Source organism: Streptomyces sp. SGAir0957, from assembly GCF_043523415.1.
In genome coordinates this window covers 243,204-265,008 of record NZ_CP027291.1, presented here as the reverse complement: position 1 = coordinate 265,008, position 21,805 = coordinate 243,204, and the positions used below count along the sequence as shown (strand labels likewise).

General features: G+C 71.1%; 31 protein-coding genes and 1 pseudogene. 24 read left to right on the top strand and 8 right to left on the bottom strand.

The features are described from left to right. Positions 1–76 precede the first annotated feature (76 nt). The 19 genes and pseudogenes from C1N81_RS03855 to C1N81_RS03765 form a co-directional block, all read left to right on the top strand. Complete coding sequence (locus tag C1N81_RS03855) at positions 77–634, top strand: hypothetical protein (protein WP_394426754.1); 558 nt, start codon at positions 77–79, stop codon at positions 632–634. 185 nt (positions 635–819) lie between these two features. After that, positions 820–1,494 carry a GNAT family N-acetyltransferase gene (locus C1N81_RS03850; protein ID WP_394426752.1) on the top strand — a complete coding sequence of 225 codons (675 nt, stop codon included), beginning with the start codon at positions 820–822 and terminating at the stop codon, positions 1,492–1,494. 198 nt (positions 1,495–1,692) lie between these two features. Beyond that, positions 1,693–1,833, top strand: coding sequence for a hypothetical protein (locus C1N81_RS03845; protein WP_394426750.1), 141 nt, complete (start codon positions 1,693–1,695; stop codon positions 1,831–1,833). Positions 1,834–2,053: 220 nt separating this feature from the next. Beyond that, a complete protein-coding gene (locus C1N81_RS03840) occupies positions 2,054–2,515 on the top strand; it encodes a hypothetical protein (RefSeq protein ID WP_394426749.1) in 462 nt (153 codons plus the stop codon). A gap of 72 nt (positions 2,516–2,587) precedes the next feature. Continuing rightward, the gene (locus C1N81_RS03835; protein ID WP_394426747.1) at positions 2,588–2,896 is read left to right on the top strand and encodes a hypothetical protein; all 309 of its coding nucleotides are present in this window, start codon (positions 2,588–2,590) and stop codon (positions 2,894–2,896) included. A 137-nt stretch (positions 2,897–3,033) separates the two neighbouring features. Next, positions 3,034–3,399, top strand: coding sequence for a hypothetical protein (locus tag C1N81_RS03830; RefSeq protein WP_394426745.1), 366 nt, complete (start codon positions 3,034–3,036; stop codon positions 3,397–3,399). Between the two features lie 5 nt (positions 3,400–3,404). Next, entirely contained in the window at positions 3,405–3,644 is a 240-nt protein-coding gene (locus C1N81_RS03825; RefSeq protein WP_394426744.1) for a hypothetical protein, read from the top strand. A gap of 50 nt (positions 3,645–3,694) precedes the next feature. Continuing rightward, entirely contained in the window at positions 3,695–4,057 is a 363-nt protein-coding gene (locus C1N81_RS03820; protein ID WP_394426742.1) for a hypothetical protein, read from the top strand. Between the two features lie 13 nt (positions 4,058–4,070). Further along, positions 4,071–5,072, top strand: coding sequence for a DUF4007 family protein (locus C1N81_RS03815; protein WP_394426739.1), 1,002 nt, complete (start codon positions 4,071–4,073; stop codon positions 5,070–5,072). Between the two features lie 160 nt (positions 5,073–5,232). Continuing rightward, complete coding sequence (locus C1N81_RS03810; protein ID WP_394426737.1) at positions 5,233–5,841, top strand: hypothetical protein; 609 nt, start codon at positions 5,233–5,235, stop codon at positions 5,839–5,841. Between the two features lie 127 nt (positions 5,842–5,968). Next, on the top strand, positions 5,969–6,661 hold the full coding sequence (locus tag C1N81_RS03805) for a hypothetical protein (protein WP_394426735.1): 693 nt from the start codon (positions 5,969–5,971) through the stop codon (positions 6,659–6,661). 323 nt (positions 6,662–6,984) lie between these two features. Further along, a complete protein-coding gene (locus C1N81_RS03800; RefSeq protein WP_394426733.1) occupies positions 6,985–7,434 on the top strand; it encodes a hypothetical protein in 450 nt (149 codons plus the stop codon). Continuing rightward, a complete protein-coding gene (locus C1N81_RS03795) occupies positions 7,431–7,793 on the top strand; it encodes a hypothetical protein (RefSeq protein ID WP_394426731.1) in 363 nt (120 codons plus the stop codon). The genes C1N81_RS03800 and C1N81_RS03795 overlap by 4 nt, the downstream gene beginning before the upstream one ends. Then, the gene (locus tag C1N81_RS03790) at positions 7,790–8,557 is read left to right on the top strand and encodes a DUF6884 domain-containing protein (RefSeq protein WP_394426729.1); all 768 of its coding nucleotides are present in this window, start codon (positions 7,790–7,792) and stop codon (positions 8,555–8,557) included. Before C1N81_RS03795 ends, C1N81_RS03790 begins: the two co-directional genes overlap by 4 nt. Before the next feature lie 38 nt (positions 8,558–8,595). Next, complete coding sequence (locus C1N81_RS03785) at positions 8,596–9,243, top strand: Mom family adenine methylcarbamoylation protein (RefSeq protein WP_394426727.1); 648 nt, start codon at positions 8,596–8,598, stop codon at positions 9,241–9,243. 180 nt (positions 9,244–9,423) lie between these two features. Continuing rightward, positions 9,424–10,551, top strand: a complete 1,128-nt coding sequence (locus C1N81_RS03780) for a tyrosine-type recombinase/integrase (protein ID WP_394426862.1) — start codon at positions 9,424–9,426, stop codon at positions 10,549–10,551. After that, entirely contained in the window at positions 10,548–10,895 is a 348-nt protein-coding gene (locus tag C1N81_RS03775) for a helix-turn-helix domain-containing protein (protein WP_394426725.1), read from the top strand. Before C1N81_RS03780 ends, C1N81_RS03775 begins: the two co-directional genes overlap by 4 nt. A 200-nt stretch (positions 10,896–11,095) precedes the next feature. Next, positions 11,096–13,249 carry a hypothetical protein gene (locus C1N81_RS03770; RefSeq protein WP_394426723.1) on the top strand — a complete coding sequence of 718 codons (2,154 nt, stop codon included), beginning with the start codon at positions 11,096–11,098 and terminating at the stop codon, positions 13,247–13,249. Between the two features lie 7 nt (positions 13,250–13,256). Beyond that, positions 13,257–13,373 (top strand): annotated as a pseudogene (locus C1N81_RS03765) (pyridine nucleotide-disulfide oxidoreductase); the annotation flags it as partial. A 15-nt stretch (positions 13,374–13,388) separates the two neighbouring features. On the opposite strand, the gene C1N81_RS03760 reads toward C1N81_RS03765, so the two are convergent. Beyond that, positions 13,389–13,787: a heavy metal-responsive transcriptional regulator gene (locus C1N81_RS03760; protein ID WP_394426721.1), complete on the bottom strand. Its 399-nt coding sequence runs from the start codon at positions 13,785–13,787 to the stop codon at positions 13,389–13,391. Positions 13,788–13,842: 55 nt separating this feature from the next. On the opposite strand from C1N81_RS03760, the gene C1N81_RS03755 reads away from it, so the two are divergent. Together C1N81_RS03755 and C1N81_RS03750 are read left to right on the top strand one after the other, a co-directional pair. Beyond that, positions 13,843–14,826, top strand: a complete 984-nt coding sequence (locus C1N81_RS03755) for an alkylmercury lyase family protein (protein WP_394426718.1) — start codon at positions 13,843–13,845, stop codon at positions 14,824–14,826. Positions 14,827–14,908: 82 nt separating this feature from the next. Further along, the gene (locus C1N81_RS03750) at positions 14,909–15,448 is read left to right on the top strand and encodes a DinB family protein (RefSeq protein WP_394426716.1); all 540 of its coding nucleotides are present in this window, start codon (positions 14,909–14,911) and stop codon (positions 15,446–15,448) included. A 72-nt stretch (positions 15,449–15,520) separates the two neighbouring features. Here the strand turns inward: C1N81_RS03750 and C1N81_RS03745 are convergent, their stop codons facing one another. Continuing rightward, positions 15,521–15,856, bottom strand: a complete 336-nt coding sequence (locus C1N81_RS03745) for a YnfA family protein (RefSeq protein ID WP_070201649.1) — start codon at positions 15,854–15,856, stop codon at positions 15,521–15,523. A gap of 11 nt (positions 15,857–15,867) precedes the next feature. Then, complete coding sequence (locus C1N81_RS03740; protein ID WP_394426714.1) at positions 15,868–16,083, bottom strand: hypothetical protein; 216 nt, start codon at positions 16,081–16,083, stop codon at positions 15,868–15,870. A 284-nt stretch (positions 16,084–16,367) separates the two neighbouring features. Here C1N81_RS03740 and C1N81_RS03735 point away from each other — a divergent pair, with 284 nt between their 5' ends. Beyond that, entirely contained in the window at positions 16,368–17,639 is a 1,272-nt protein-coding gene (locus tag C1N81_RS03735; protein ID WP_394426712.1) for an APC family permease, read from the top strand. Positions 17,640–17,757: 118 nt separating this feature from the next. Next, positions 17,758–18,261, top strand: coding sequence for a DoxX family protein (locus C1N81_RS03730; RefSeq protein ID WP_394426710.1), 504 nt, complete (start codon positions 17,758–17,760; stop codon positions 18,259–18,261). Here the strand turns inward: C1N81_RS03730 and C1N81_RS03725 are convergent, their stop codons facing one another. Further along, positions 18,262–18,567 (bottom strand): PadR family transcriptional regulator, encoded by a 306-nt coding sequence (locus tag C1N81_RS03725; protein ID WP_394426708.1) that lies wholly within the window; start codon positions 18,565–18,567, stop codon positions 18,262–18,264. A 165-nt stretch (positions 18,568–18,732) separates the two neighbouring features. On the opposite strand from C1N81_RS03725, the gene C1N81_RS03720 reads away from it, so the two are divergent. After that, complete coding sequence (locus C1N81_RS03720) at positions 18,733–19,482, top strand: phosphatase PAP2 family protein (RefSeq protein WP_394426706.1); 750 nt, start codon at positions 18,733–18,735, stop codon at positions 19,480–19,482. A 42-nt stretch (positions 19,483–19,524) separates the two neighbouring features. Here C1N81_RS03720 and C1N81_RS03715 read toward each other — a convergent pair whose 3' ends face one another. Genes C1N81_RS03715 through C1N81_RS03700 form a run of 4 tightly spaced genes read right to left on the bottom strand, consistent with a single transcriptional unit; the run spans position 19,525 to position 21,626 of the window. Continuing rightward, positions 19,525–20,190 (bottom strand): class I SAM-dependent methyltransferase, encoded by a 666-nt coding sequence (locus C1N81_RS03715; RefSeq protein WP_394426704.1) that lies wholly within the window; start codon positions 20,188–20,190, stop codon positions 19,525–19,527. A gap of 53 nt (positions 20,191–20,243) precedes the next feature. Beyond that, positions 20,244–20,552, bottom strand: a complete 309-nt coding sequence (locus tag C1N81_RS03710; protein ID WP_394426702.1) for a hypothetical protein — start codon at positions 20,550–20,552, stop codon at positions 20,244–20,246. A 26-nt stretch (positions 20,553–20,578) separates the two neighbouring features. Beyond that, on the bottom strand, positions 20,579–21,289 hold the full coding sequence (locus C1N81_RS03705; RefSeq protein WP_394426700.1) for a cation transporter: 711 nt from the start codon (positions 21,287–21,289) through the stop codon (positions 20,579–20,581). A 1-nt stretch (position 21,290) separates the two neighbouring features. Continuing rightward, positions 21,291–21,626 (bottom strand): ArsR/SmtB family transcription factor, encoded by a 336-nt coding sequence (locus C1N81_RS03700; RefSeq protein ID WP_394426698.1) that lies wholly within the window; start codon positions 21,624–21,626, stop codon positions 21,291–21,293. Between the last annotated feature and the right edge of the window lie 179 nt (positions 21,627–21,805).

The window sequence follows — 21,805 nt, the reverse complement described above, 5'->3', positions numbered from 1 at the left end:
CTGTCACACCAACCCACTTGACGAGCGCCGCTCCAGGCGTCGCGCCCGTCTCAGCGCATCCGGGGGACTGATACAGATGAAGCGGAACAAGCCGCTCATAAAGCGCCGCAAGTTCGGGACGCAGCATGCGCGGCGGAGGCCGTACCAGTGGCAGGAGAGCGCCACTTCCTACTGGGCGCTGGCCGTGCCCCAGGCGTTCACTGGGACCGGCCAGACCGTCCTCGACATGACCGGAGCGGTGCCCGCGGGTGCAGACGAGTCAGCCCCCGACAACCCGCGCTACGGCTCCGTGCTGCGCTGGCGGCTCGACCGCGACGGCCAGACCCAGTTCGTCTACGGCAGACAGGTATGGGGGCGGTACCGGAGCGAGAGCCCGTCGGCCTACGGCAAGCGCATCGCTGAAGGTTTCCGCCGGTCACTCCCCACTTCGCCAGACGTCTACCACGTGTTCGTCGCCGAGCGGCCGGGATGTGCACGCGGGACGCGGTGCCCTCTCACGCGGCACTGGTACACGGCCATCGAGGCCGACCTGTCGACACACCAGCCGGATCGGTGCCCGATGGGCGTCCTGAACGATGGCCCGCCCTGGCGCCTGATCGGCCGGACAGTACCCGACGGCCGTCACATCTACTGACGCCCCTCGGCACAGCGTCCCGGGCCGCCCGGCAGCTCTCTCGGCTCCGGTCGGCTCGGCCCCGAGACCGGACCGGCCCACGCCCAGCGTGGCCAAGGCGCCGTTGAGGCCACCTCCGGCAGCCGCCCCTTCCACACCCCAGAGGCGACGCACCCTGCCTCGTATCACCCCAGGAGCCATCACACATGGGCACCACCCGTACACGTCTGCCCGGCATCACCCTCCGCGATGTGGCGCCCGCTGACGCGGACGCCGTCATGCGCCTCCTCGCCAATGTGAACCCCGACGACCCCGACGCGTTTGAGGACGTCCGGCCGAACCTGTCCTTGCCGCAGGAGGGGCCCCTCTCGCACTTCCGATCCCTGATGATCGTGGCCGAAAACGGCGAGGGCGAGGTCCTCGGTGTCCTCATCGGAGGTGTTCCGCTCTGGCTCTTCAACCACGTCGGCGTTGATCCCGAGCTGGCGCACCACCTGGCAGAACGGGTCGCGACCATCACCGCGGTGGCCGTGCTGCCCCGTCAGCGCGGGCGTGGCATCGGAGCCGAACTCGTCCGGCACTCGGTGCGCCGTTTCACGCGCGCCGGCTACGGACTGCTGACCCTCAACTGCTTCCCGGAGCTGGAAAGTTACTACCGGGGCCTCGGGTTCTCGATCATGGACGACCTGAACGTGTCCCTCGGTCCGCTGAACCCGGTACAGCAGCAGTGGGGCGACACGCGGGTGGCCGCGCGGGCGCTGGACCGCTACACCTCGCTCGTCGACGTTCCCGGTCTTTCCTCTCCGGTCGTCTCGGGCATCCTCCCCAACACGAGCCTGCCCCGGGGTACCTACTTCGACGGCGAGCGGCTGTGGCCCTGAACTGCCGACGGCCCGGGCGAAACGTTCGTTCAGGCTATGGAGCACGTGCTCGGATGCAGGTACGGGCCTGCATCCAGAACCAAGGAGGATCTGATGCCGGTAACCGAAAGGCGGGGCCCTTTGCCGCACCCCTGGGCTCGGTGGGCGTTTCGCTGGGGCGCGCCGAGCGCGGCAGTCGCCTTGGTCAGTGTGTGGGTGGTGGAGCCCGACAGCATCGTCGGCGCGATCGTTGCGGCCGGGGTGGCGATGGCGGCGCTCCTGGTCTTCGTCGGCACGATGCCCCGGCGGCAGCCGCAGGCGCAGCAGCGGGCGAGCAGGGGCGCCGGCGGGGGCGAGTAGCGGGAGTGCGGTGCCGCGGCCGTCGCGCCGCACACTTGGAACTTCTGATGGCGGGCGGGGCGATCGCGTGAGCGCCCCGCCCGCCACCCCCGGGGGCCCGGGCGCTCCCAACTGTCCCGAGCGTTGCTTATTCATGTTTCACCATGTAGATTGATTTCATTGCTGGCGGACCTCCAAGTCCACGCCGCACAAACCCCCTTTACTGCTCAGGAGTCCTCCCATGCTTGCTGTCGTCCGCGAGGTAGATGCTGCCCTTCTGGCCTACCGGCGGGGCTGGGCCGACGTCTGGCTGACCCTGGTGGACGTCACCACCGACCTGATGCACCTGGCCAGTCACATGCGCTCCGACGTCGAACGCTGCCTCGACGGTGACGCGAAGGCGCGACTCGACGAACGGCCCCTGGCGGCCATGCCGAACCTCGCCCCGTCCGTCGAACCGATCCAGAACACGGACGACTCGGCCGCCGGGGACCACCTCTTCGACGTGTACGTGCACGCCAGCGACGCCGCTGCCGCCCTCCGCGTGCACATGGCAGACGACCCCTACCCCACCTTCTCGAAGGCGCTCTACGTGCTGCTCAACGATCTGCGCGCCTACGCGCATGACCTCGGCTTCGACTTCGACGAGGTCATGCGCGCGGCATCGCAGGCCCACCGGATCGACCAGCGCAAGGCCAAGTAGCCGGACGCCCCCGGCACCGCGGCCCGCGGGTGCCGGAGCCCAACGAACGATCCCGTCGGAAGGACCTTCACCATGACCACGCCGCCGATTCCCGCCCCGGACCCTAAGTACCCTCCCCGGGGCTCGATACGGATGTACCTCGACCGCGGTGAGCACCCCGCGTCCCGGATGCCGCTCCTCGGTGCCGATCTCGACAACCCGCCCGCCGTCTGCGGAGGCTGCGTCAACACGGTGTTGAGGCAGCTCGACGACGGTCAAGAGCGTCTCAAGTGCGGACTCCAGCCTCGCGGAAGGCGCAGGAGGCGCGGCCCCGATCTGCGCGACTCGATGCCCGCGTGCGTGAAGTACGCCGCCGCGGCCGCCGCACTGCGCAACACCTGATCTCCCTGACCCCCGCGCCCGGGTCCCCTCCGCCGGAACCCACGCCGGTCCCGCGCCTCAAGAGGCGGCGGGACCCGGTCGGGGTCAGGTCTCCCTCTCCTTCGCCCCCGCATCCGCCTCACCCCGGAGATGTGATCATGCTGCCCGGCCTCGCCCAGCACATCGACTTCCAGCCCGCCCACAACGACTACAGCCGCGGGTTCCTCGTGGTGAGCAAGACCGACCACACCATCGAGTACGGCTACGTGTGGGAACACGCCCTGTCGGACGACACCACCACGTGGGTCGCCCAGCCCGACACGGCCAACGACGCTTCGCGTATCGCCGGGTTCCAGTCCCGGGAGTGGGCCGGCGAGTTCCTGTACGAGCGCGAGTGGCCCAAGTTCGTCCATCGTGAGGACACCCAGGTCGACACCATCCCGCTGCCGGAATGCACGGAGCACGCGCCGTGCGGGACGTGCTCCCTGTGCGAGCCCGACCTGACCCGCCGCGGAGTCCTCTGAACCGGGTGCAGTCGCCCCTGGTCGCCGCCGAAGCTGCCGTCGACACCCTCGTCCGGGAGCTCTGGGCCCCGCGCGTGGTCGTCGGATGCGGAGACGTCCTCGCACAGCGCGACCTTGCCGAGGACACCGTCGCCCGCCTGCGCGAATGGCACGCCATCGCGACGGCGTCCCTGAAACTGATCTGCTTCGCGATCGCCACGCGCACCACCGACCGGCTGCTGGACGCCTTCACGGCCAGCAGGTAGCCGCCCCCTCCCCGGCCCACCTCCTGTGGGCCGGGGCCGAAGGAGGAATCGTGGCACAAGCCCACGACCACAGCGAGAGCCAGGCCGTAGCCCGGGCTCTGCGCGGCGTCATGCCCGCACCCAGCCGTACCAGCGTGTACGTGCTGACCTGTGGATGCCCCGACGCCGAGGGCCTGTTGTCCTGGCACATCGACACCGAGAACCGGTCCTACGAACTCGACCTCTCGCCCGCCGCAGCCGGTCCGAGGCATCCGAGGCAGGTCCGGCTGACCAGCCAGCCGCTCCTCGGTGACGGCACCGTCTGGAGCGAGGACCTCCTCGTTTCAGACGCCCCGGCCGACTGGGCGCACTCCCTCGCACGACTCATCGCACGGCTCACCCTCTCGGACCGCAGCCCCCTCTCACTCGACTGAGCAAAGGACCATCGTGTCGAACCGCACTCCCCTGACCGGCTGTCTGCCCGGCTTCGGCCGGCACCGCGGCTACCCACCGCGTTACGGGTGGCTCCGGAAGGTCTACGACGCGCTGCTCCAGGACCCGGCCGCCCTGCACCGGCCCGACGCGACCGTCGTGCTCGGCGTCGGCAAGAGCATGGTCCCGTCCATGGCGTTCTGGTCCCAGGCCTTCGGACTGGCCGCCCGCAGCGGCCAGGACCTGGTGCCCACGGGCCGCGCCCACTGGCTCCTGGACGAGGAAACCGGCGCCGACCCCTACCTTGAACACGACGCCAGCCTGTGGCTGTTGCACTGGTGGCTGGTGAGCTCCGAGCCGTGCCACGTGCCCGCCTGGCGGTTTCTCTTCGGACACTCCCCGCTCAGCCGGTCCAGTCGCGCGGAGCTGCAGGGGCGTCTGACCGTCGCCGCCGACGCGGCCGGCCACAGGATCCCGGCCGCGTCGGTACTCGCCTCGGACATCGCCTGCCTGGTGAGCATGTACGCGCCCGGCGACCCCAGCGCCGCGAACATCGAGGACGAGCTCTCCAACCCGTTCCGCACCCTCCACCTGCTCGACCCCGAGCCGCCCGCCGACCGCACAGCCGACCGCAGCCACCTCGTGGCGCTGCGCCGCATGGCCGGCCGCCACTGCCCCGCGTCCCTTCAGGCGTACGCGAGCCTGGACTTCGCGGCCCGGACCGTCGGCCCCGCGGCCGGCTCCATCAGCATGGCGCGGCTCGCCTCCGACCCCCTCGGGCCCGGCCGGCTCCTTCTCACCGGCACGGCCGACCTCCGTCGCGCCCTGCACCAAGTCGCTGACGCGCATGCAGATATCGCTGTCGTTCAGTCCGGCGACGGTGAGGAGACGCTCGTCTACTCGCGTCCGCCTGTCCCCCTCGCCGAGGACGTCTTGGCCAGTGCCTACCCCGCACTGCGGTCGGCCACCAGCCGTCTCCGTCCTGCGGACGAGGGGAGTTCGCCGTCCATGTCCTGACGGACTCAGGCCTGCCGCGGGCGCGTACAGGCTCCACCCATCACGACATGCGTTGCGTACTTCAATTTCAATGTGTACTGTGATTGATGTTGATGGTGCTCGCCTCTCGGCTTGAGCACCCCGTGCTTCCCCTACCGACGAGACAGGCCAGGAGACACTTATGCGCATCAAGACCGGTGTACAGCATCAGGGTTGGACCGTGGTCCACCAGGCGCGCGGGAAGTGGCGCGGCTCCTTCGAGGGCGTGTGGCTCGGCGTGGAGGAGTCCACAGGGCACTGGGTGGTCGGCCGCCAGCACGACGGACAGTCGATGGACGACGGCTTCGACGCGGACGGCAACTGGGCCACGTCCCGGCACTTCCGCGAGGGCAACGAGTACTTGAACATGCGCCGGGCTCTGGCCGCGTACGACGAGGAGGCACAGAACGCGGGCGGTGTCTGGGACGGAATGTGGGACCAGCGCGCCCACGAGGCCGTCGCCCGGCACCTCGCGCACCGCGTTCCCTTCCCCGCGCCGGTCCGGCTTTCGGCCGGATGGATCGGGCGCGGCCTGACCGAGTCCCATGCCCCGATGGGGTCGACGATCCCGCTCGACGGGCCGGAGGCCAAGTACGAGCTGATCCGCTACCTCCAGGGCCAGACCCGGTTCGACGAGATCGTCACGGAGCCGGGCTCGGTCTCCGAGCAGGAGGCCTACCAGTTGATCATCAACGCGACGGGGCCGGTCCTGGTCGTGTGCCGCGGCGCGCACTTCTACCTGAGCAAGTGAGCCGGACGGCACGGGCGTGAGGGCGCCGCGAGCAACGCACCCGTGCCGCCGTACCACAAGTCGCCAGCCAACCACCGACATACACACCGAAGGCGACGACGCCGTCCCCAGGGGCGGCCGAGACGAAATGGACCACAAGAACCTCATCGGCCACGACGGCGCCGTCCACGAGGGCCTGCTCAACAGCCACACCGGCTTCATGATTGACGTGGCCTGCGACGCGGGCCGGTACTCGGTCGTCCACCACTACGAGAAGCTCGATCCGGCGCGCGTCACCGACGCCCCGCTGTCCTGTCCCGCGTGCGTCGCCGCGAACTCCCCGGCCACCGCAGAGCTGCACCGCGGACGCCTGGCCCACCGGTACGCCGAAGACGTGCTCGCCCTCGCCGACACCCGTGCATGCCCGCCCGCTCGGGACGACGAGGGGCTGCGGCTGGCCTTCGTGGCGCTCGGGATGCAGAACCCGCCGTCTCGAAGCCTCTACCCGCTGATCAGGGAACACCTCACCGACATGGCGACCGATCGCGCCCTGGCCGTGCCGGAAGGGGTCCCGCAGGTCCTCGTGCACTACGACCGGTACACCGGCGGCACGGTCCAGGCCCCCGTCGGCCCCGGAGACCGCCTCATGCACTACAGCGCCGCCGGCGGGTACTTCCAGTACGTCTGGGTCGATGGGCTCGAGGAGTCTCCGGACGGAATCGTTGTCACGGTCCACGAGAAGGACCGGCGTCCGGTCACGTACTCGGCGCGCGAGCTCAGCCGACGGTACTCGAAGCTCGACCGCGCGGCGCCGCCCGCAGAGGACGCCCCCGAGCAGTGATCGAAGCTGACGGCCCTGGCCTGCCCTCCGTCAGCTCTGGGCGGGCCGGGCACGGACCATCGCGGCTGCTCCCGCCCCCGGCCCGCAGCTGTGCGCCGGGATAGTGCTCGTCCCTCGCAGCCAGGTCCCCACCGCGATGGCCCCGGCCAGTTCGGGTCTGCTCGCCCGCGGCCCGCGCCGGGATTGCCTCGCCCCCACACAGCACCGCAGCGGATGCGCCCCACGGCACGTTCCGCCGCCCAACTGCCCCTCCCTTTCCCGGATGCTGCGCCGCGCCTTCGCCCCCGCAGCCCCATCACCCGACTTCGGAAAGCGCCCACACCATGACCACCGACCGCCCGCATGTCGTCTACCTGGCCCCGTCCGACCCGGCCCGCCCCCAGCCCGGCCGGGCCAACGACGAGGAGGCCGACCGCTCGGAGAACGCGGTCCTGACCGCCTACCTCTTCCACCTGACGGCCAAGGGACACCGTGTCCTGCGGCACCGCGTCGTCACGGATCCCGTCCTGGCGTCCACCGACCTCTTCGACGCAACCGCCGGAGAGGTGGTGCTGGCCTGTCACCGCTCCCACTACTCCGCTCTCATCGCCGCTTACGGCGTGATCAGCGACTGCGCGCGGCTCTTCTCCCCCGGCCGCCGCGCACTGCTGCTCACCGCTGAGCCGGGCCCGGTTGCACGGGAGTTCCTGTCCCACCACAAGATCATCGCGATCTGGCCCGAGGGCGAGTCCTTCGTCCGCGCGGACCCGGCAGCAGAGACAGACAGGACGTGAACCTCCAGCGCTTCGGGCCGCCGTCGACGAGAGCCGAGGAACGCGCATGGCGCGCGGCCGGTCTCCTCGTCGACGTCGCCGGGCGCGTACTGCCGGCCACGGTCCAGCCCTGCGCCTACTGCGACGGCGAGGATCTCGGCGACACCTGCCCGGCCTCCCTGACCTGCCCCACGTGCAAGGCCGCGCCCCGACAGGGGTGCCGCCGTCCGAGCGGCCATTCCGCACAGCAGTGGCACCGCGGACGCGTCCGTGCCTCCGACCTGGAAGACCAGCGCCGCGAGGAAGACGGCGACACCACCCTGCCCGCCCGCTGGGCCGACACCCAGCCGGCGCCGATCCCATCACGAGGAACACGATGACGACCGACCACCGCCGCACCCGCGTTGCGGGCACTTCTCTTTCGCGCGGCGCACCGGACCGGCCGCGTACGGCCGGAGCTTCGGCACCGCCCATCACCCCCGCTCAGCGCCGTGCCCTCCTCGCCGGGGCCAGGGACCCGATCGGGCTGCTGCCCAAGTCCGTCAACCTGCGGACCCTGGCGTCCCTCGCCGACGTCGGCTACGTCGGCCTGGACCAGAGCCGCGACGTCCTTCGCGGGCAGGAGGCGACCCGGGACCAGTTGGACGTCTGGGGTGGTGCTCTGACCGAGGACGGCTGGCAGCGGGCCCGCGCCGAGGGCGCGGGCGGGTTCCGGATCGTCGTCGTCGGCTGCGGAAAGGCCAAGCAGGACCGCCGCGTGAGGGCCGGCGCGATGTACGTCGGCACGTTCCATGGCTCCTGCCGGGAAACGGCCAAAGCCCTGCTCCAGGACGGCGGCCGCCTCTACATTCTGTCGGCTGCCCACGGGCTCCTCGACCTGTCCACGGAGATCGACCCGTACGACATCACCGTGGGCGACCCCGGCAGCGTCAGCGCGGACTTCGTGCAGGCGCAGGTCCGGGAACGCGGCATCGAGTCCGCGGAGGTGACGGTGCTCGCCGGCAGCAAGTACGTGGCCCTCGCACGGCAGTCCTGGCCGGACCTCGAGGCACCGCTCGCCGGGGCTGGCGGGATCGGGGAGATGAAACAGCGCCTCTCCCAGATCCGTCTCGCCGCGCGGGCCGAAGCCAGGCAGGAGCGGTGAGCGCGCCGAACGGACCCGCTCCGGCGCGGTGGGAAGCCATGGCATCCGGCAACGATGGAGGCTGGGCGCAGCGGTGGAGCGGCGGTGTGCCGACGTGGGTTCATACCTCGCAGGGCGGCTTTGACCGGCGCCGCTACGAGGTGGTCGAGCTGGCGGAGGCGCCCGCCCGGGAGTACATCCAGGCGAACCACTACCTGTCGGGGTGGCCGCCGGCTGTCCACCGGTTCGGGCTGGTGGACCTCCAGGCCGCAGGGGACGGCGACGGCCAGGTGGTCGACGGCCACCTGCTGGTGGGTGTCGTCGTCCTGGGCGTCCCGATGAGCCGCCGTGCTTTGACCAGGGTTTTTCCATCGCTGGTCCCGTATACGGAGGCGCTGGAGATGTCGAGGGTGTGCTTGTCCCCCTCGGTGGCGAGCAACGGGGAGAGCTTCGCGGTCGCGGGGGCTTTGCGTCTGGCCGCGGGCCACGGCGTTCGGGGAGTGGTCACCTACGCGGACCCCGTCGCACGGCTGCGGACCCTGCCGGACGGGCGCACGGCCGGCTCGCCGAGAGGGCACCTCGGGGTCATCTACCAGGCCCTTTCCGCAACTTATACGGGCCGCAGCACGGCGCGGACGGTCATCGTGCTGCCGGACGGCCAGGTGCTCCCTAGTGGAGTGCGCGCGTGTTCGTCTGCTGCTGCCTGACCCAGCGAAGCTGCATTTCAGCAGGCAGACCGCGCTGCAGGTGGCATTCACTCGTTGGTGTGGGATCTCAGCAGTAACTCGCAGATTCTGCGAGTAGTCCCTGTAATTTCACCGTTCGTGTCAGATTCCGAAAGTCGCGTCCTGACCCTGCTGCGTCCAGGTGTCGACACCCGCGCGGTGGTGGACCCGGCCGCGGTTTCGGTGGAGTCAGGGTTGGCGGACGTCGTCACCCTGCAGCGCCGCCGACAGGCCCGCATGTCCGCCACCGACGAGGAGAGCTTCTTCCTTGACACGCTCTCGGAGTACCAGTGGGCCCGGGACGCGGCCGGCCTCGCGCCGACGACGCTCGACGGCCTGCTCAAGCCGGTGGTGGAGGTCTGCGAGTATTACGGCACCGTGCCATGGCAGCTCTCTCCTCGTGAGGTCGACCGCTACTTCGCCGGGCCGGGCAAGCGGGCGCCGTCGACGTTGCGTGGGAAGATCAACAAGATCGACTCGTACTTCGCGTTCCTCGAGCAGCGGTACGCCGGCGAGATCATGCGGCGATTCGGCGCCTCCGTCGAGTCGCCGATCGACCCGTTCAACCGACCTCGGCACCGCGGGGACTTCGGTCTGCGGATCCCGCCGTCGCAGACGGCGATGCGCGACTTCCTCGGCCGGTGGCGCGAGGACTTGCCCAACGCCCGAAAGTATCTGGTTGCCTGCCGCGACTACGTGATGACCAAAGTCGCCTACCTCTCGGGCGTCCGCGCCGCGGAGTTGTGCGGCGTGTGCATGGGCGACCTGCACTGGGAGCACGGGCAGTGGGGCCGGTTCGTCGTGCTGGGCAAGGGCGCGCACGGCTCAGGGCCGCGGCCTCGGGAGGCGTACATGTTCCAGGAGGGGCGGGCCCTCCTGTGGTGGTACATCGAGGAGGTCCGGGGCGAGTTCGGCGACGATAGCGAGCACCCGCGGGCGCCGCTGTGGCCCTCGGAGCGCAAGCCGACCGCGGTCGCCTCGCTGAACCTGCCGATCGCGCCGGCGATCGTGCCGTCCACGTTTCGCAAGGCGCTGCACACGGCGGCCGCGAGCTACCTGACCGGCCCGGTCACCGATCTCTTCCCCCACCTGCTGCGTCACGCGTGCGCGACCCACAACTACGAGCGTGGGATGACGTTGTGGGAAGTGCAGAAAGTCCTCGGACACGACTGGGCAACCACGACACTTCGGTACATGGCGACCGCTCACGCCGACCCTGAGCACGCGAACCTGACCGCGAGCTCGAGGGCGGCGCAACGACTGGTGATGGACAAGGGGAACCTACGGTGAAGTGGAACCTTCGGATGGTGGCCGCGCAACGGGACCTGTGGCGGCCGACCGAGGTGCTGGCTGCCTTCCAGCAGGTGGGGTTCAACCCGTCGCTGAGCAAGGTGGCCGCGTTGTGGGGCGGGACCCCGGTCACGGTGCGCCTGGAGGACCTGGACAAGATGTGCGCCGCGCTGGACTGCACGGTCGCCGATCTGCTCCAAGCCGAGCCGTTCGCCGCTGCCCAGTCGGCGCCAGAGTCCGGCCAGCGCGCGGTCGGCGCCGAGGAGCAGTCGGCGGCGGGCCCAGTCCGGCCGGTGCCACGCAGTCGTCGGGGTGCCGGGCCGCGCTCGCTCCCGCCGAACTGAGCGGCCGGCTGATGGTGGTGGGGCGTGGAGCGGGGCGAGCGCGGAGCTGCCCGGTGTGTCTGGGGTGGCTGGTGGTGCACTGGAACCGAGTGTGCGACGGGTGCCGACCCTGGGTTAGGAGGTATCCCGAGGTCGGGGTGTGCCCGCGGTGCCGGCACGAGGCGCACCTGAACACGGACGGGCTGTGCAAGCCGTGTCTGATGGCGATCCGGGCGGAGGGCGACGCGGAGTGGGCCCTGGGCCTGGCCGAAGCGCGACCGCGGCCGGTCCAGTTGATCGTCGGCGGGATGTACGGCGACCGGTCGGCGGACGCCCGGCCGCTGCGCCGGCCCACCAAGACGGGGCTCAAGGTGGGGCAGGGGTGGTGGATCAAGCTACGGAAGCAGCGCGCCGCCCCGGCCGGGCCGCCGGTGCTTCAGGCGCAGGTGTGCGGCCAGGTGGCGCTGTTCACGGTGCCCAGGGTGCTGACCGACGCCACGGTCAGCGCGATCGTCGGCCGGCCGGTCGCTGGGTGGGAGGAATGCCGCCTGGTGGTCGAGGTGATGGCGGCGGAGCACGGCCTGTCCGTGGGCTGGCAGCGCGCAATCGCCGAGATGGTCCGCCTCGCGCTGGCCGTACGGGAGGCGGAGGGTGCCGTACGGCTGCCCGAGCCGATGCTGCGGGACCTGCCGTCCAATGGGGACGCGGTGCGCCTGGTCCTGCTGCGTGCCGGACTGCTGGACCAGGCGCCGGAGCCGATGCGGTTCTCCACCACCAACCAGCCCACCACCACCTACATCACCGCCCCGGCACCCTTGCCGCCGTCCGTGGCGCGGTCATGCCGCGACTGCGATGCCTGGATGGCCAGCGGCAAACGAGGCTTCCGCTGCAGTCCGTGCCGTCACTGGCGCGAGCTGCACCCAGTGGGCCGGTGCGGCCGGTGCCTGCGGGGTGAGCTGCCGCTGCGCGGCGGCCGGTGCCGCACCTGCCGCCTCTACCGGCATCTGGACGACGCAGGCCCGGCAGCGGCTGAGGCCACCCAGCTGGTCATCGACCTTCCCCACGGGGCTCCCAGCCAGGCCCAGCTGATCCCGGTCGCCGAACCTGTGCCGGCAAAGGACGAGGACGAGGTGGTGTCCTCCCTTCATGCTGCCCGCGGGCAGGAGCCGCTCTTCGGCATGCGGCGCGACTGGTCGCCGGTCATGGTCCATCTGCGACGCCGCAGCTACAGGGACCTGCCGTTGACCAGCGCGTCCCGTGCACTAACCGAGGAACTGGACCGGCTGCGCCGCGATCGGCAGGACCCCGCGTACCGCAAGGACATCCGCACCCTGACGATCCTGGTGTACTGGCTCGGCGCCGAGACGGTCTTCCAGGAGCGCGACGTCCACGACCTCGCCCTGCTCGACCCCAACCTTGCGGCCAAGGGGGTCTGCCAGTTTCTGGCCGCTCGCGGCCTGTTGGCCGAGGACCCGGAACTGCACCGGGACGCGGACCAGGTCTGGATCCAAGCCACTATCGGCAAGCTGCCGCCGACCGTCGCCGACGAGGTACGGCTGTGGGTGCAGGTCCTGCGCGGTCAGGGTCGGCGCGAGCATGAGGCCCGCGGCTACGACGGCATCCGCCGTTACCTCTTCGCTCTCGAGCCGATCCTCACCGCCTGGGCCAGCAGCGGCATCACCACGTTGCGGCAGATCACCATCGACCACGCCACCACCGCCGTCGACGACCTCACCGGGAGCGCCCGCCGCCAGCTCGCCATCAGCCTGCGCAGCCTGTTCAAGGCCCTGCGCCAGGAACGCGTCGTCTTCCGCGACCCCACCCGCAACCTCCCCGTCGGCGACCTCAAGGGCATCCCGAAGTCCGTGCCCTCGGACCTTCTGGCCGGGCTCCTCGACCGCGCCTCGACCCCGCTCGGCCGGCTCGTCATCGCCCTGACCGCCGTCCACGCGCTGCCCGGCCACGAGATCCCCACCCTGCTGACCTGCGACCTCAACCTCGCCCACGGCACCCTCGAAGCCCGCCGCGGCCTGCTGCGCCACACCCTCTACATCGAGGAGTTCACCCGGGCCCTCGCCGACGAGTGGCTCACCTACCGCCACCGGCGCTGGCCCGCCTCGACCAACCCCCACCTGCTCGTCAGCCAGCGCACCGCGCTCGATCCCGACCACCCGCCGGTCAGCATGACCATGCTTCACAGACACCTGCCCAAGGGGTTCACGCTGGACGGCCTGCGGCAGGACCGGATCCTGAACGAGGCGCTGGAGACCGGCGATCCGCTGAAGCTGATGCGCCTGTTCGGCATCACGGAGAAGACCGCCATGCACTACATCGGCGTGGCCCATCCGGAGAAGACTTCCCAGCTGCCCCGGTAACGGCCGGCGCGAGAACCTGCTCGGGTACGGCGACTGGACCGGCCCGGCCTCCGCCACCCTGATCGGTGTGGGCCGCCCGGCCCGTGACGCCGCACGGGACCTCGCGCAGCTGCTGAGCGGCTGACGCCGCGCACCGGCGTCAGGGCCGGGTGAGGATCGTGCAGATGTCGCCGGCCGAGCAGGTGTCCGGGCCGGTCATGGCGGCCCGGCGGGCCAGCTCACGCAACACGGTGCGGGCCTGGCGGAGCTCGGCCATCCGTCGGGTGATCTCCGCCAGGTGTTCCTCGATGAGCATGCCGACCTGGGCGCATGGCGCCTGGCCGCTGTCGCGCAGGGCAAGGATCGAACGGATCTCGGCGAGGGTGAGCCCGGCGGCCTGGGCGTCGCGGACGAAGGAGAGCCGGGCGACGGTGTGCGGCGGGTAGTCGCGGTAGCCGCCGGCGGTGCGTGGGGGCGCGGGCAGAAGGCCGGCCTGCTCGTAGAAGCGGATCGTCTTCGTGGTCAGCCCCGATTCGGCGGCGAGCTCCCCGATGCGCATGTCTCCAGCGTACGGCTAGACCTTCCAGTGCACTGGAAGGTCTACCGTCGGCCTCATGAGGATCACCGTGCTGACCGTGCCCGACTGCCCCAACGCCCCCGTGGTCCGCGAACGGATCACCGCAGCCCTGGGCGGGCGGGACGCCCGGGTGGAGCTGATCGAGGTGCGCGAGGAGGCGGAGGCGGCCCGGTGGCAGATGACCGGCTCGCCCACGGTCCTGGTGGACGGCGTCGACCCTTTCGCCGTGGCGGGTGCTCCGGCGAGCGTGTCATGCCGCCTGTACCGGGACGAGGAAGGCCGGCCCGGCGGAGCGCCGAGCGTTGAGGCCCTGCGGCAGGCGTTCGCCGGCACCGGGGTGTCCGCGTCCGCGCCTGTCGAAGAGTGCTGCCGGGACGACCGTGATGTGCTGGATCCGATCGGCCGGGCCGGCCGTGGCCGCAGCGCCCCGGACGAGCGCGGTCTGCGCGCGGTCCATCAGGCTGTGCTGCGGCACTTCGCCGCCACCGGCCACGCGCCGGAACCGGCCGACCTCGCTGCCGCCGCTGCTTCGGCAGGCCGTACGGCCGCGGACGTCCTGGCCGAGCTGGACTGCGAAGACTTCCTCACCCTCGACGCCGACGGGCGGATCAGTGCGGCGTATCCGTTCTGCGCGGTGCCGACCCCGCACCGCCTGCGCCTGGCGAGCGGGGTGGAGGCGTGGGCGATGTGCGCGATCGACGCCCTCGGCGTGGCCGCAATGCTCCACCAGGACGTCGCGGTCAGCTCCTGCGACCCGGTCGACGGCCGGCCGATCACGGTCGCCTTCACCGACGGCACCGCACACTGGGAGCCGGCCGAAGCGGTCGTCTTCGTCGGACAGCGGGACCAGGCGGGCCCGGCGGCCACCGTGTGCTGCGACGCGCTGAACTTCTTCGCCGGCCCCACCACGGCCGAGGCATGGGCGCGGCAGCATCCCGAGGTCCAGGGCCGGGTCACCAGCCAGGCCGAAGCACTTCGCATCGCCGAGCAGACCTTCGGTCCGCTCCTGGCTCGGGAGTGACGGGCAGCCGGGATCCGGTTGTGCCCCGGGCAGGGCGGGAATCATCTGCACCTGAGCACGAGCGCGGCTGGAGCGGAACACCATGGGCGAGCACACCGTGATGGACCGGCAGGCCGTGTACGCCGACTACGCGCGGGCGCGGCGGACCTTCCACGCCCTCCTCGGCCATGCCTCGCAGGGCGGCCTTGACCGCCCGAGTGACGGCACGCTGTGGACCAACCGCCAGTTGCTGTGGCACATGCTGTTCGGCTACATCATCACCCGCGTCCTTCTTGTCCTGGCACGCGCTTTCAGCCGGCTGCCCCGGCGACTGAGCCGAGGCTTTGCCCGGCTGCTGGACGCCGGTACCAAGCCGTTCGACCTCGTCAACTACCTCGGACCCCGTGGGGCCGCCAGGATCATCAGCCCACAGCGGATGGGCGCCATGTTCGACAAGGTCACCGGCGCGTTGGAGCGGCGCCTTGCCGCCGAAGCCGAGGCCGATTTCGCCCGCGGCATGCACTATCCCGTCCGGTGGGACCCCTTCTTCAAGGACTTCATGACCCTCGCGGACATCTACCGCTACCCCACCGAGCACTTCGACTTCCACCACCGCCAGCTGACCCTCGACGAGCCAGGCTGAAGCGGGCCGAAAGTGCCGCTCGCCACCCGGCGCCGCGGGTCGGCCACGCTGATCCCCCGAGCGGGGAGGTGGTCAGTGGCTGCGGGGCGCGTACATGATCACGGCCATCCCTGCGAGGCACACCAGCGCGCCGATCACGTCCCAGCGGTCGGGGCGGTAGCCGTCGGCGATCATGCCCCAGGCGATCGATCCGGCCACGAAGATCCCGCCGTAGGCGGCGAGGATGCGGCCGAAGTTGTCGTCGGACTGGAAGGTGGCCACCACGCCGTAGAGGCCGAGGGCGATGACGCCGGCACCGATCCAGATCCAGCCCTTGTGCTCGCGGATGCCCTGCCAGACCAGCCAGGCGCCGCCGATTTCGAAGAGGGCGGCGACGACGAACAGGGCGACGGAACGAGCGACGGTCATGTGGGTGGACCCTACCGGCGGCCCGTGCCGCTGATCTTCAGCGGGTCGCCGGACGCCTGGCAGCCGCACCGGCCCTGACCTGTCGTCTTCGGCGGGCAGGAGCAGGAGCGGCGGCGCTGGCCGAGCCACCAGGTGCCGGCGGCAGCCGCGGCCAGGGCGACGGCGAGGGCGGGCAGCCACCCCGCCACCGTCCCGGCGCCCGTGCCCAGAACACCGGCCGTGATCATGACGTGCTTCCGGCCCGACCGGCGCCTGTTCTACCGGCCGGTGGACCGCGCAACTCATCACGCCGCTGAGTACACCGCCACCCGGACAAGGTCCGCACATCTCTGGTGTTGACAGGCGCCGCGCCGCGGTCTGCCGCCTGCGCTTCCGCTCGCGCAAAGGGGCCGTTCATGTGGGTCGCGCAGCATGGGACTGCGGCCATGTGCACTGCTCTTTGGCTCATATATCGTGTGCCGATATCGGAGACCGTAAAGTATGCGGCCGTGTGTCGCTGAGGAGTGTGCCCATGAGCAAGCCATCGACCGCCGGCAGCATTCCGGGGGAGTTGCGGCGGACGCTCGGTGTGCCCGACGCGGTCGTGATCGGTTTGGGGTCGATGATCGGCGCCGGGATCTTCGCCGCGCTCGCCCCGGCGGCGCGCGCGGCCGGCTCCGGCCTGCTGATCGGGCTGGCCGTGGCGGCGGTGGTCGCCTACTGCAACGCCACCTCCTCCGCGCGGCTCGCGGCCCGGTATCCGGCGTCGGGCGGCACGTACGTGTACGGCCGCGAACGTCTCGGCGACTTCTGGGGCTACCTGGCAGGGTGGGCGTTCGTGGTCGGCAAGACCGCCTCCTGCGCGGCGATGGCGCTCACCGTCGGCTCGTACGTGTGGCCGGGGCAGGCGCACGCGGTCGCGGTCGCCGCCGTCGTGGCGCTGACCGCGGTGAACTACGCCGGGGTGCAGAAGTCCGCGTGGCTGACCCGGGTCATCGTGGCCGTGGTCCTGGCGGTCCTCGCCGCCGTGGTGGTCGCGGCCCTCACCTCCGGTACAGCGGACGCGGCCCGGCTGGACGTCGGCTCGGACGCCACCGTCGGCGGGGTGCTGCAGGCGGCGGGGCTGCTGTTCTTCGCCTTCGCCGGCTACGCGCGCATCGCCACCCTGGGCGAGGAGGTCCGCGATCCGGCCCGCACGATCCCGCGGGCCATCCCGATCGCGCTGGGCATCACCCTCGCCGTCTACGCCCTCGTCGCCGTCTCCGTTCTGATGGTGCTGGGCCCGGACCGGCTGGCCGAGGCGGCGGCGCCGCTGTCGGACGCCGCGCGGGCCGCGGGCGCCGACTGGCTGGCCCCCGTCGTCCGGGTCGGTGCGGCCGTCGCCGCGCTCGGCTCCCTGCTCGCCCTGATCCTGGGGGTCTCCCGCACCACCCTGGCCATGGCTCGAGACCGCCACCTGCCCAACGCTCTGGCCGCCGTCCACCCGAAGTTCCAGGTCCCGCACCGGGCCGAGCTCCTCGTCGGCGCCGTTGTGGCCGTGGCCGCCGCGACCGGAGACCTGCGCGGGGCGATCGGGTTCTCCTCCTTCGGGGTCCTGGTCTACTACGCCGTCGCCAACGCCTCCGCCTGGACCCTCACCCCCGACGAGGGCCGCCCCCACCGCCTGATCCCCGCCGTCGGGCTGGCAGGCTGCCTCGCCCTGGCCTTCGCCCTGCCCGTCTCCTCGGTCATCTCCGGAGTTGCGGTGATCGCGCTGGGCGCCGCCGTCTACGCCCTACGCCGAACCCTCACGGCGCGAGGCTGATCCCCCCGCCCCGGCCGTTGCCCCGCCCGGGGGAACGGCCGGGCTGTCTGTTGTCCCCGGCCCCGGAATCGCAGGACGATATCCGCATCCGATACCCGGCCGAGGCGAGGTGCCCCCCGTGACCCAGCTCCAGCAATGGCAGGCCAGGCTGACGGGCACGAGCGCACCGGGCGCCGCCATCCTCATCCGCCTCTACGTCGGCGCCATCTTCCTGTCGGAGGGTGTCTTGAAGTTCCTGCGCCCCGACCAGCTCGGCACCGGCCGCTTCGACAAGGCCGGCATCCCCGCCCCCGACCTCCTCGCACCCCTCGACGGCGCCTTCGAGATCGTGTGCGGCCTGCTGATCCTCGCCGGCCTCCTGACCCGGCTCGCCGTCGTGCCGATGATCGTGAACATGCTCGGCGCGCTGCTGCTCACGAAGCTGCCGATCCTGTGGGGTGACGCCCCGCTGTTTACCGGAAAGTCCGGCTGGTGGGATCTGGCCCATGAATCGCGTACCGACCTCGCGCAGCTGTGCGGCAGCCTGTTCCTTCTCATTGTCGGCGCCGGTGTCTACTCGCTCGACGCCCGCCTAGCCCGCGTCCGGTCCGCCGTCCCCGCCGGGGCGACGGCGCGCGGCTGATCAGGGTGCGTTGTCGCCCAGGACCTCGCGGGCCAGCTCCGCCAGGGCCTTGCGGTCCTCTGCCAGGGCCTTCTTCCCCGCCTCGGTTGCCTTGTAGACGCGGCGGGTGCGGCCGTCGACCACTCGCTGCTCCGAGGTCAGCAGCCCGTCCGCCTCCAGCCGGTGGAGCGTCGGATACAGCGTTCCGGGGCTGATCTGGTAGCCGTGGGAGGCCAGTTCCTCGGTCATCCACGCGCCGTGGATCTCCTCCTCGGCCGCGTGATGCAGGATGTGCAGCCGCACCGCTCCCCGCTGAAACTCCCGCACCCTTACCCCGCCTCCCCGCCCTCAAGGCAGTGACGAAACCGATATCGGGTACCGAGTCTACGGCCGGTGCCGCCCTGGATTCCGGCCCTCTGCGCGAATCCGATGATCGGCGAGCCAGGTGCGGGGCAGACGACCTGGACCCGATCCTTCGAGGAGACAACTGCGATGACGGACACCGACAGGTCCGGCAGGTGGCCAGGGGCGGTCAGAGGAGCGGCGGCCGCGTGGCTCGCCCAGCCGGCCGGCAAAGCCGCCCTGGCGCTCACCGCCGGCGCGGTTGTGACCATCACCCTGGTCGTCGTCGGCGCGCGTCCCGTTCTGCGCCTGGACCAGGCCGTGGCGGAGCGCCTGCACGCGGCGGCGCTCCAGCACCCTGGTCTCACCCATGTCGGCCGGATCGTCACCGACTGGGTCGTCGACCCGTGGACCATGCGCCTGCTGCTCGCCGCAGCCGTGGTGTGGTTGTGGCACCGGCGTCAGCGGCTCTTGGCCTGGTGGGTGGCCTGCACTTCCGCCGTGGAATGGGCGCTGCGATCAGTGCTGCGCTGGGCTATCGGCCGTGACCGGCCGGTGTGGGACCGCCCTGTCGACTCCGCCGAGTTCGCCGCCATGCCCTCGGGCCACGCCATGACCGCGGCCGCCACCTGCGTGCTGCTGCTGTGGCTCGCACATGTCGCCCACCTGCCTACCGGCCTGGTGCGTCTCGCTGCGGCGGCTGCCGTCGCCGCCGTTGCCGCCGCCTGCTTCACGCGGGTCTTCCTCGGTGTGCACTGGCTCACCGACACCCTCGCCGGGACCCTGCTCGGTGCCGGCCTGGCCGTGGGCGCCGCCGCGGCCTGGCACGCCGGGCCGTACGGCAACGCCGCCCGTTCGGAGTCCTCGCCCACCGACGACGATCTGAGCCGGGGCCTGTAGCAGCGGAGACCCGGCAGATATCGTGAGTCGACAGATCGGAGTTCACCGGGGCAGGCTCTGGGTGACGCGCCACAAGCGACGGGGCAGATCACCCTCCTCGAAGGCGTGCACCTCATCGAGGGTCCATCCGTCTGCGAGAGCGTCGACCAGGTCGCGCGGGAAGAAGTGCACGGCGAATCCACCGTGCTCCCAGACGTCGTCGCCGTGCGCGGTGCCGGCGCCGTAGTGGGCGTCGCCGGTGTGCCGCACCGTGTAGACGAACATCCCGCCGGGCCGAAGGACTCGCCGGATCTCGCCGACGGCTGCGTGGATCTCTTTGGTGGACAGGGCCATGCAGAGCAGCATGTGCGCGAATACACCGTCCACCGAGGCGTCCGGCAGCGGCAACGGCTCACGCACGTCGTGCAGCACGGTGGTGACCCGCGGATCGAGGTCCTGGGCGTGGGCGGTCTGCCGCAGTTGTGCCAGGCCGGTGCCGGAGAAGTCGGTGGCGTGAACCGAGAAGCCTTCCCGGGCGAAGTGCAGAGCGTCGCGGCCGTGCCCGGCGCCCAGTTCCAGCACGTCCCTGGCCCCGGCCGCGCGGAACACCCGGGCGGCGTGCAGGGCCGGGGCGGAGGGCTGCTCGCCGTACATTCCGGGATGGGCTGAGTAGGTGTCCTGCCAGTGTTGGCGCTGCGCCTCTGCCAGGTCTTGCTCGCTCTCGGCCATCGTTTCGCCCCTTCATCTCCCGGCCGGCGCCGGTGCCAGATGCGCAGGCCAGCCTAGACGGCGCTGCTGAGTGCCTGGCGCAGCTGGTCGAGGCTGGGGAGACCGGCAAGGCCCTCCGGCGTCGGATAGACGCGGCAGGCCAGACCCGGGGGACGGCCGGCCTCGGCGAAGGGGTCTCGGCCATTGATGAGGAGGGTGGGGGAACCGCTGAAGCCGAGTTCCTCGGCTTCAGCTTGATCCGCAAGGAGCCGGTGAGTGAACGTCGTGTCGCTCAGACCGAGGCTGTCGAGCGCGACCCGCAGGCGCTCGGTCGCGGGATTCTCGTTCGGACAGTCCGGCACGAGGAGGATCTCGATTTCCATGTCTCTTCCCTTGCCGTGAGGACGGGTCAGCAGCAGTCGCATCCGGGGCGGCAGCCGCACGCGTCCGCCTCGGCGCCAGCGCCCGGGACCACGGCGGCGGCCGGGTTGGCGCAACATCCCTTCCCCTGCCAGGCGTCGCGGCCTTCCTTGACGGCGATGGCGGCGATGACGAGGGCGGCGATCGGGTCGGCCCAGGACCAGCCGAGGGTGGCGTTGAGGAGAAGGCCCGCGAGCAGGACGGCGGAGAGGTAGGTGCACAGCAGGGTCTGCTTGGAGTCGGCGACGGCACTGGCCGAGCCGAGTTCACGTCCGGCCTTGCGCTGGGCGGCGGACAGGAACGGCATGATCGCCAGGGACAGGGCGGCGATGACGATGCCGGGGATGGAGCGGTCGGCCTCACCGGTGCCGGCCAGTGCCCGGACCGCGTCGACGGTGACGTAGGCGGCGAGTACGAAGAAGGAGATCGCGATGATCCGCAGGGTGCGCTGCTCGCGCGCCTCTCGGACGGCGTGATCGGAGGCGGAGAACTGCCAGGCGACCGCGGCGGCCGAGGAGACCTCGATGATCGAGTCGAGACCGAAGCCGACCAGCGCGGTGGACGAGGCCATCGTCCCGGCAGTGATCGCGACGACCGCCTCGATGACGTTGTAGGTGATCGTCGCGGCGACCAGCAGGCGTATTCGCCTGGCGAGGACGTCACGGCGGGCGGGGGACGGGCCGAGGGATATCGCCGTCATGTCAGCAGCAGCCCTTCTCATCGGCATCCGGACAGGTCCGGTCGGCCTCGACCGCGACGACAGCGTTGCGCAGATCGTCCAGCGCGTGGCCCAGGCGAGGATCAGCGAGTTCGTAGCGGCTTCGGCGGCCCTCGGGGACAGCGACGACCAGGCCGCAGTCACGCAGGCACGCCAACTGGTTGGACAGACGGGTTCGGGAGATTCCGAGAGCGTCAGCGAGGTCAGAGGGGTAGGCCGGGGCCTCGCGCAGCGCGAGCAGCAGCCGGCAGCGGATCGGATCGGCCAGCGCCCGGCCGAAGCGGGTCAGGGCGTCGAGGTCGGTGGCGAGAGTCAGCACAGCAGCGACGATACACGCATGCTTGAATCCATGGAACCGTGAACTATCAAGGGAGTCCGATGCGACGCACCGTCATGCCCGAGCCCTTGCGCTCGGCCTTCGCCGCCGAGATACCCCTCGCCCTCCGGCCGGGCCTCGCCGGAGCTGGCCCGGTAAAGAGCGGTTCCTTACCGGGCTGC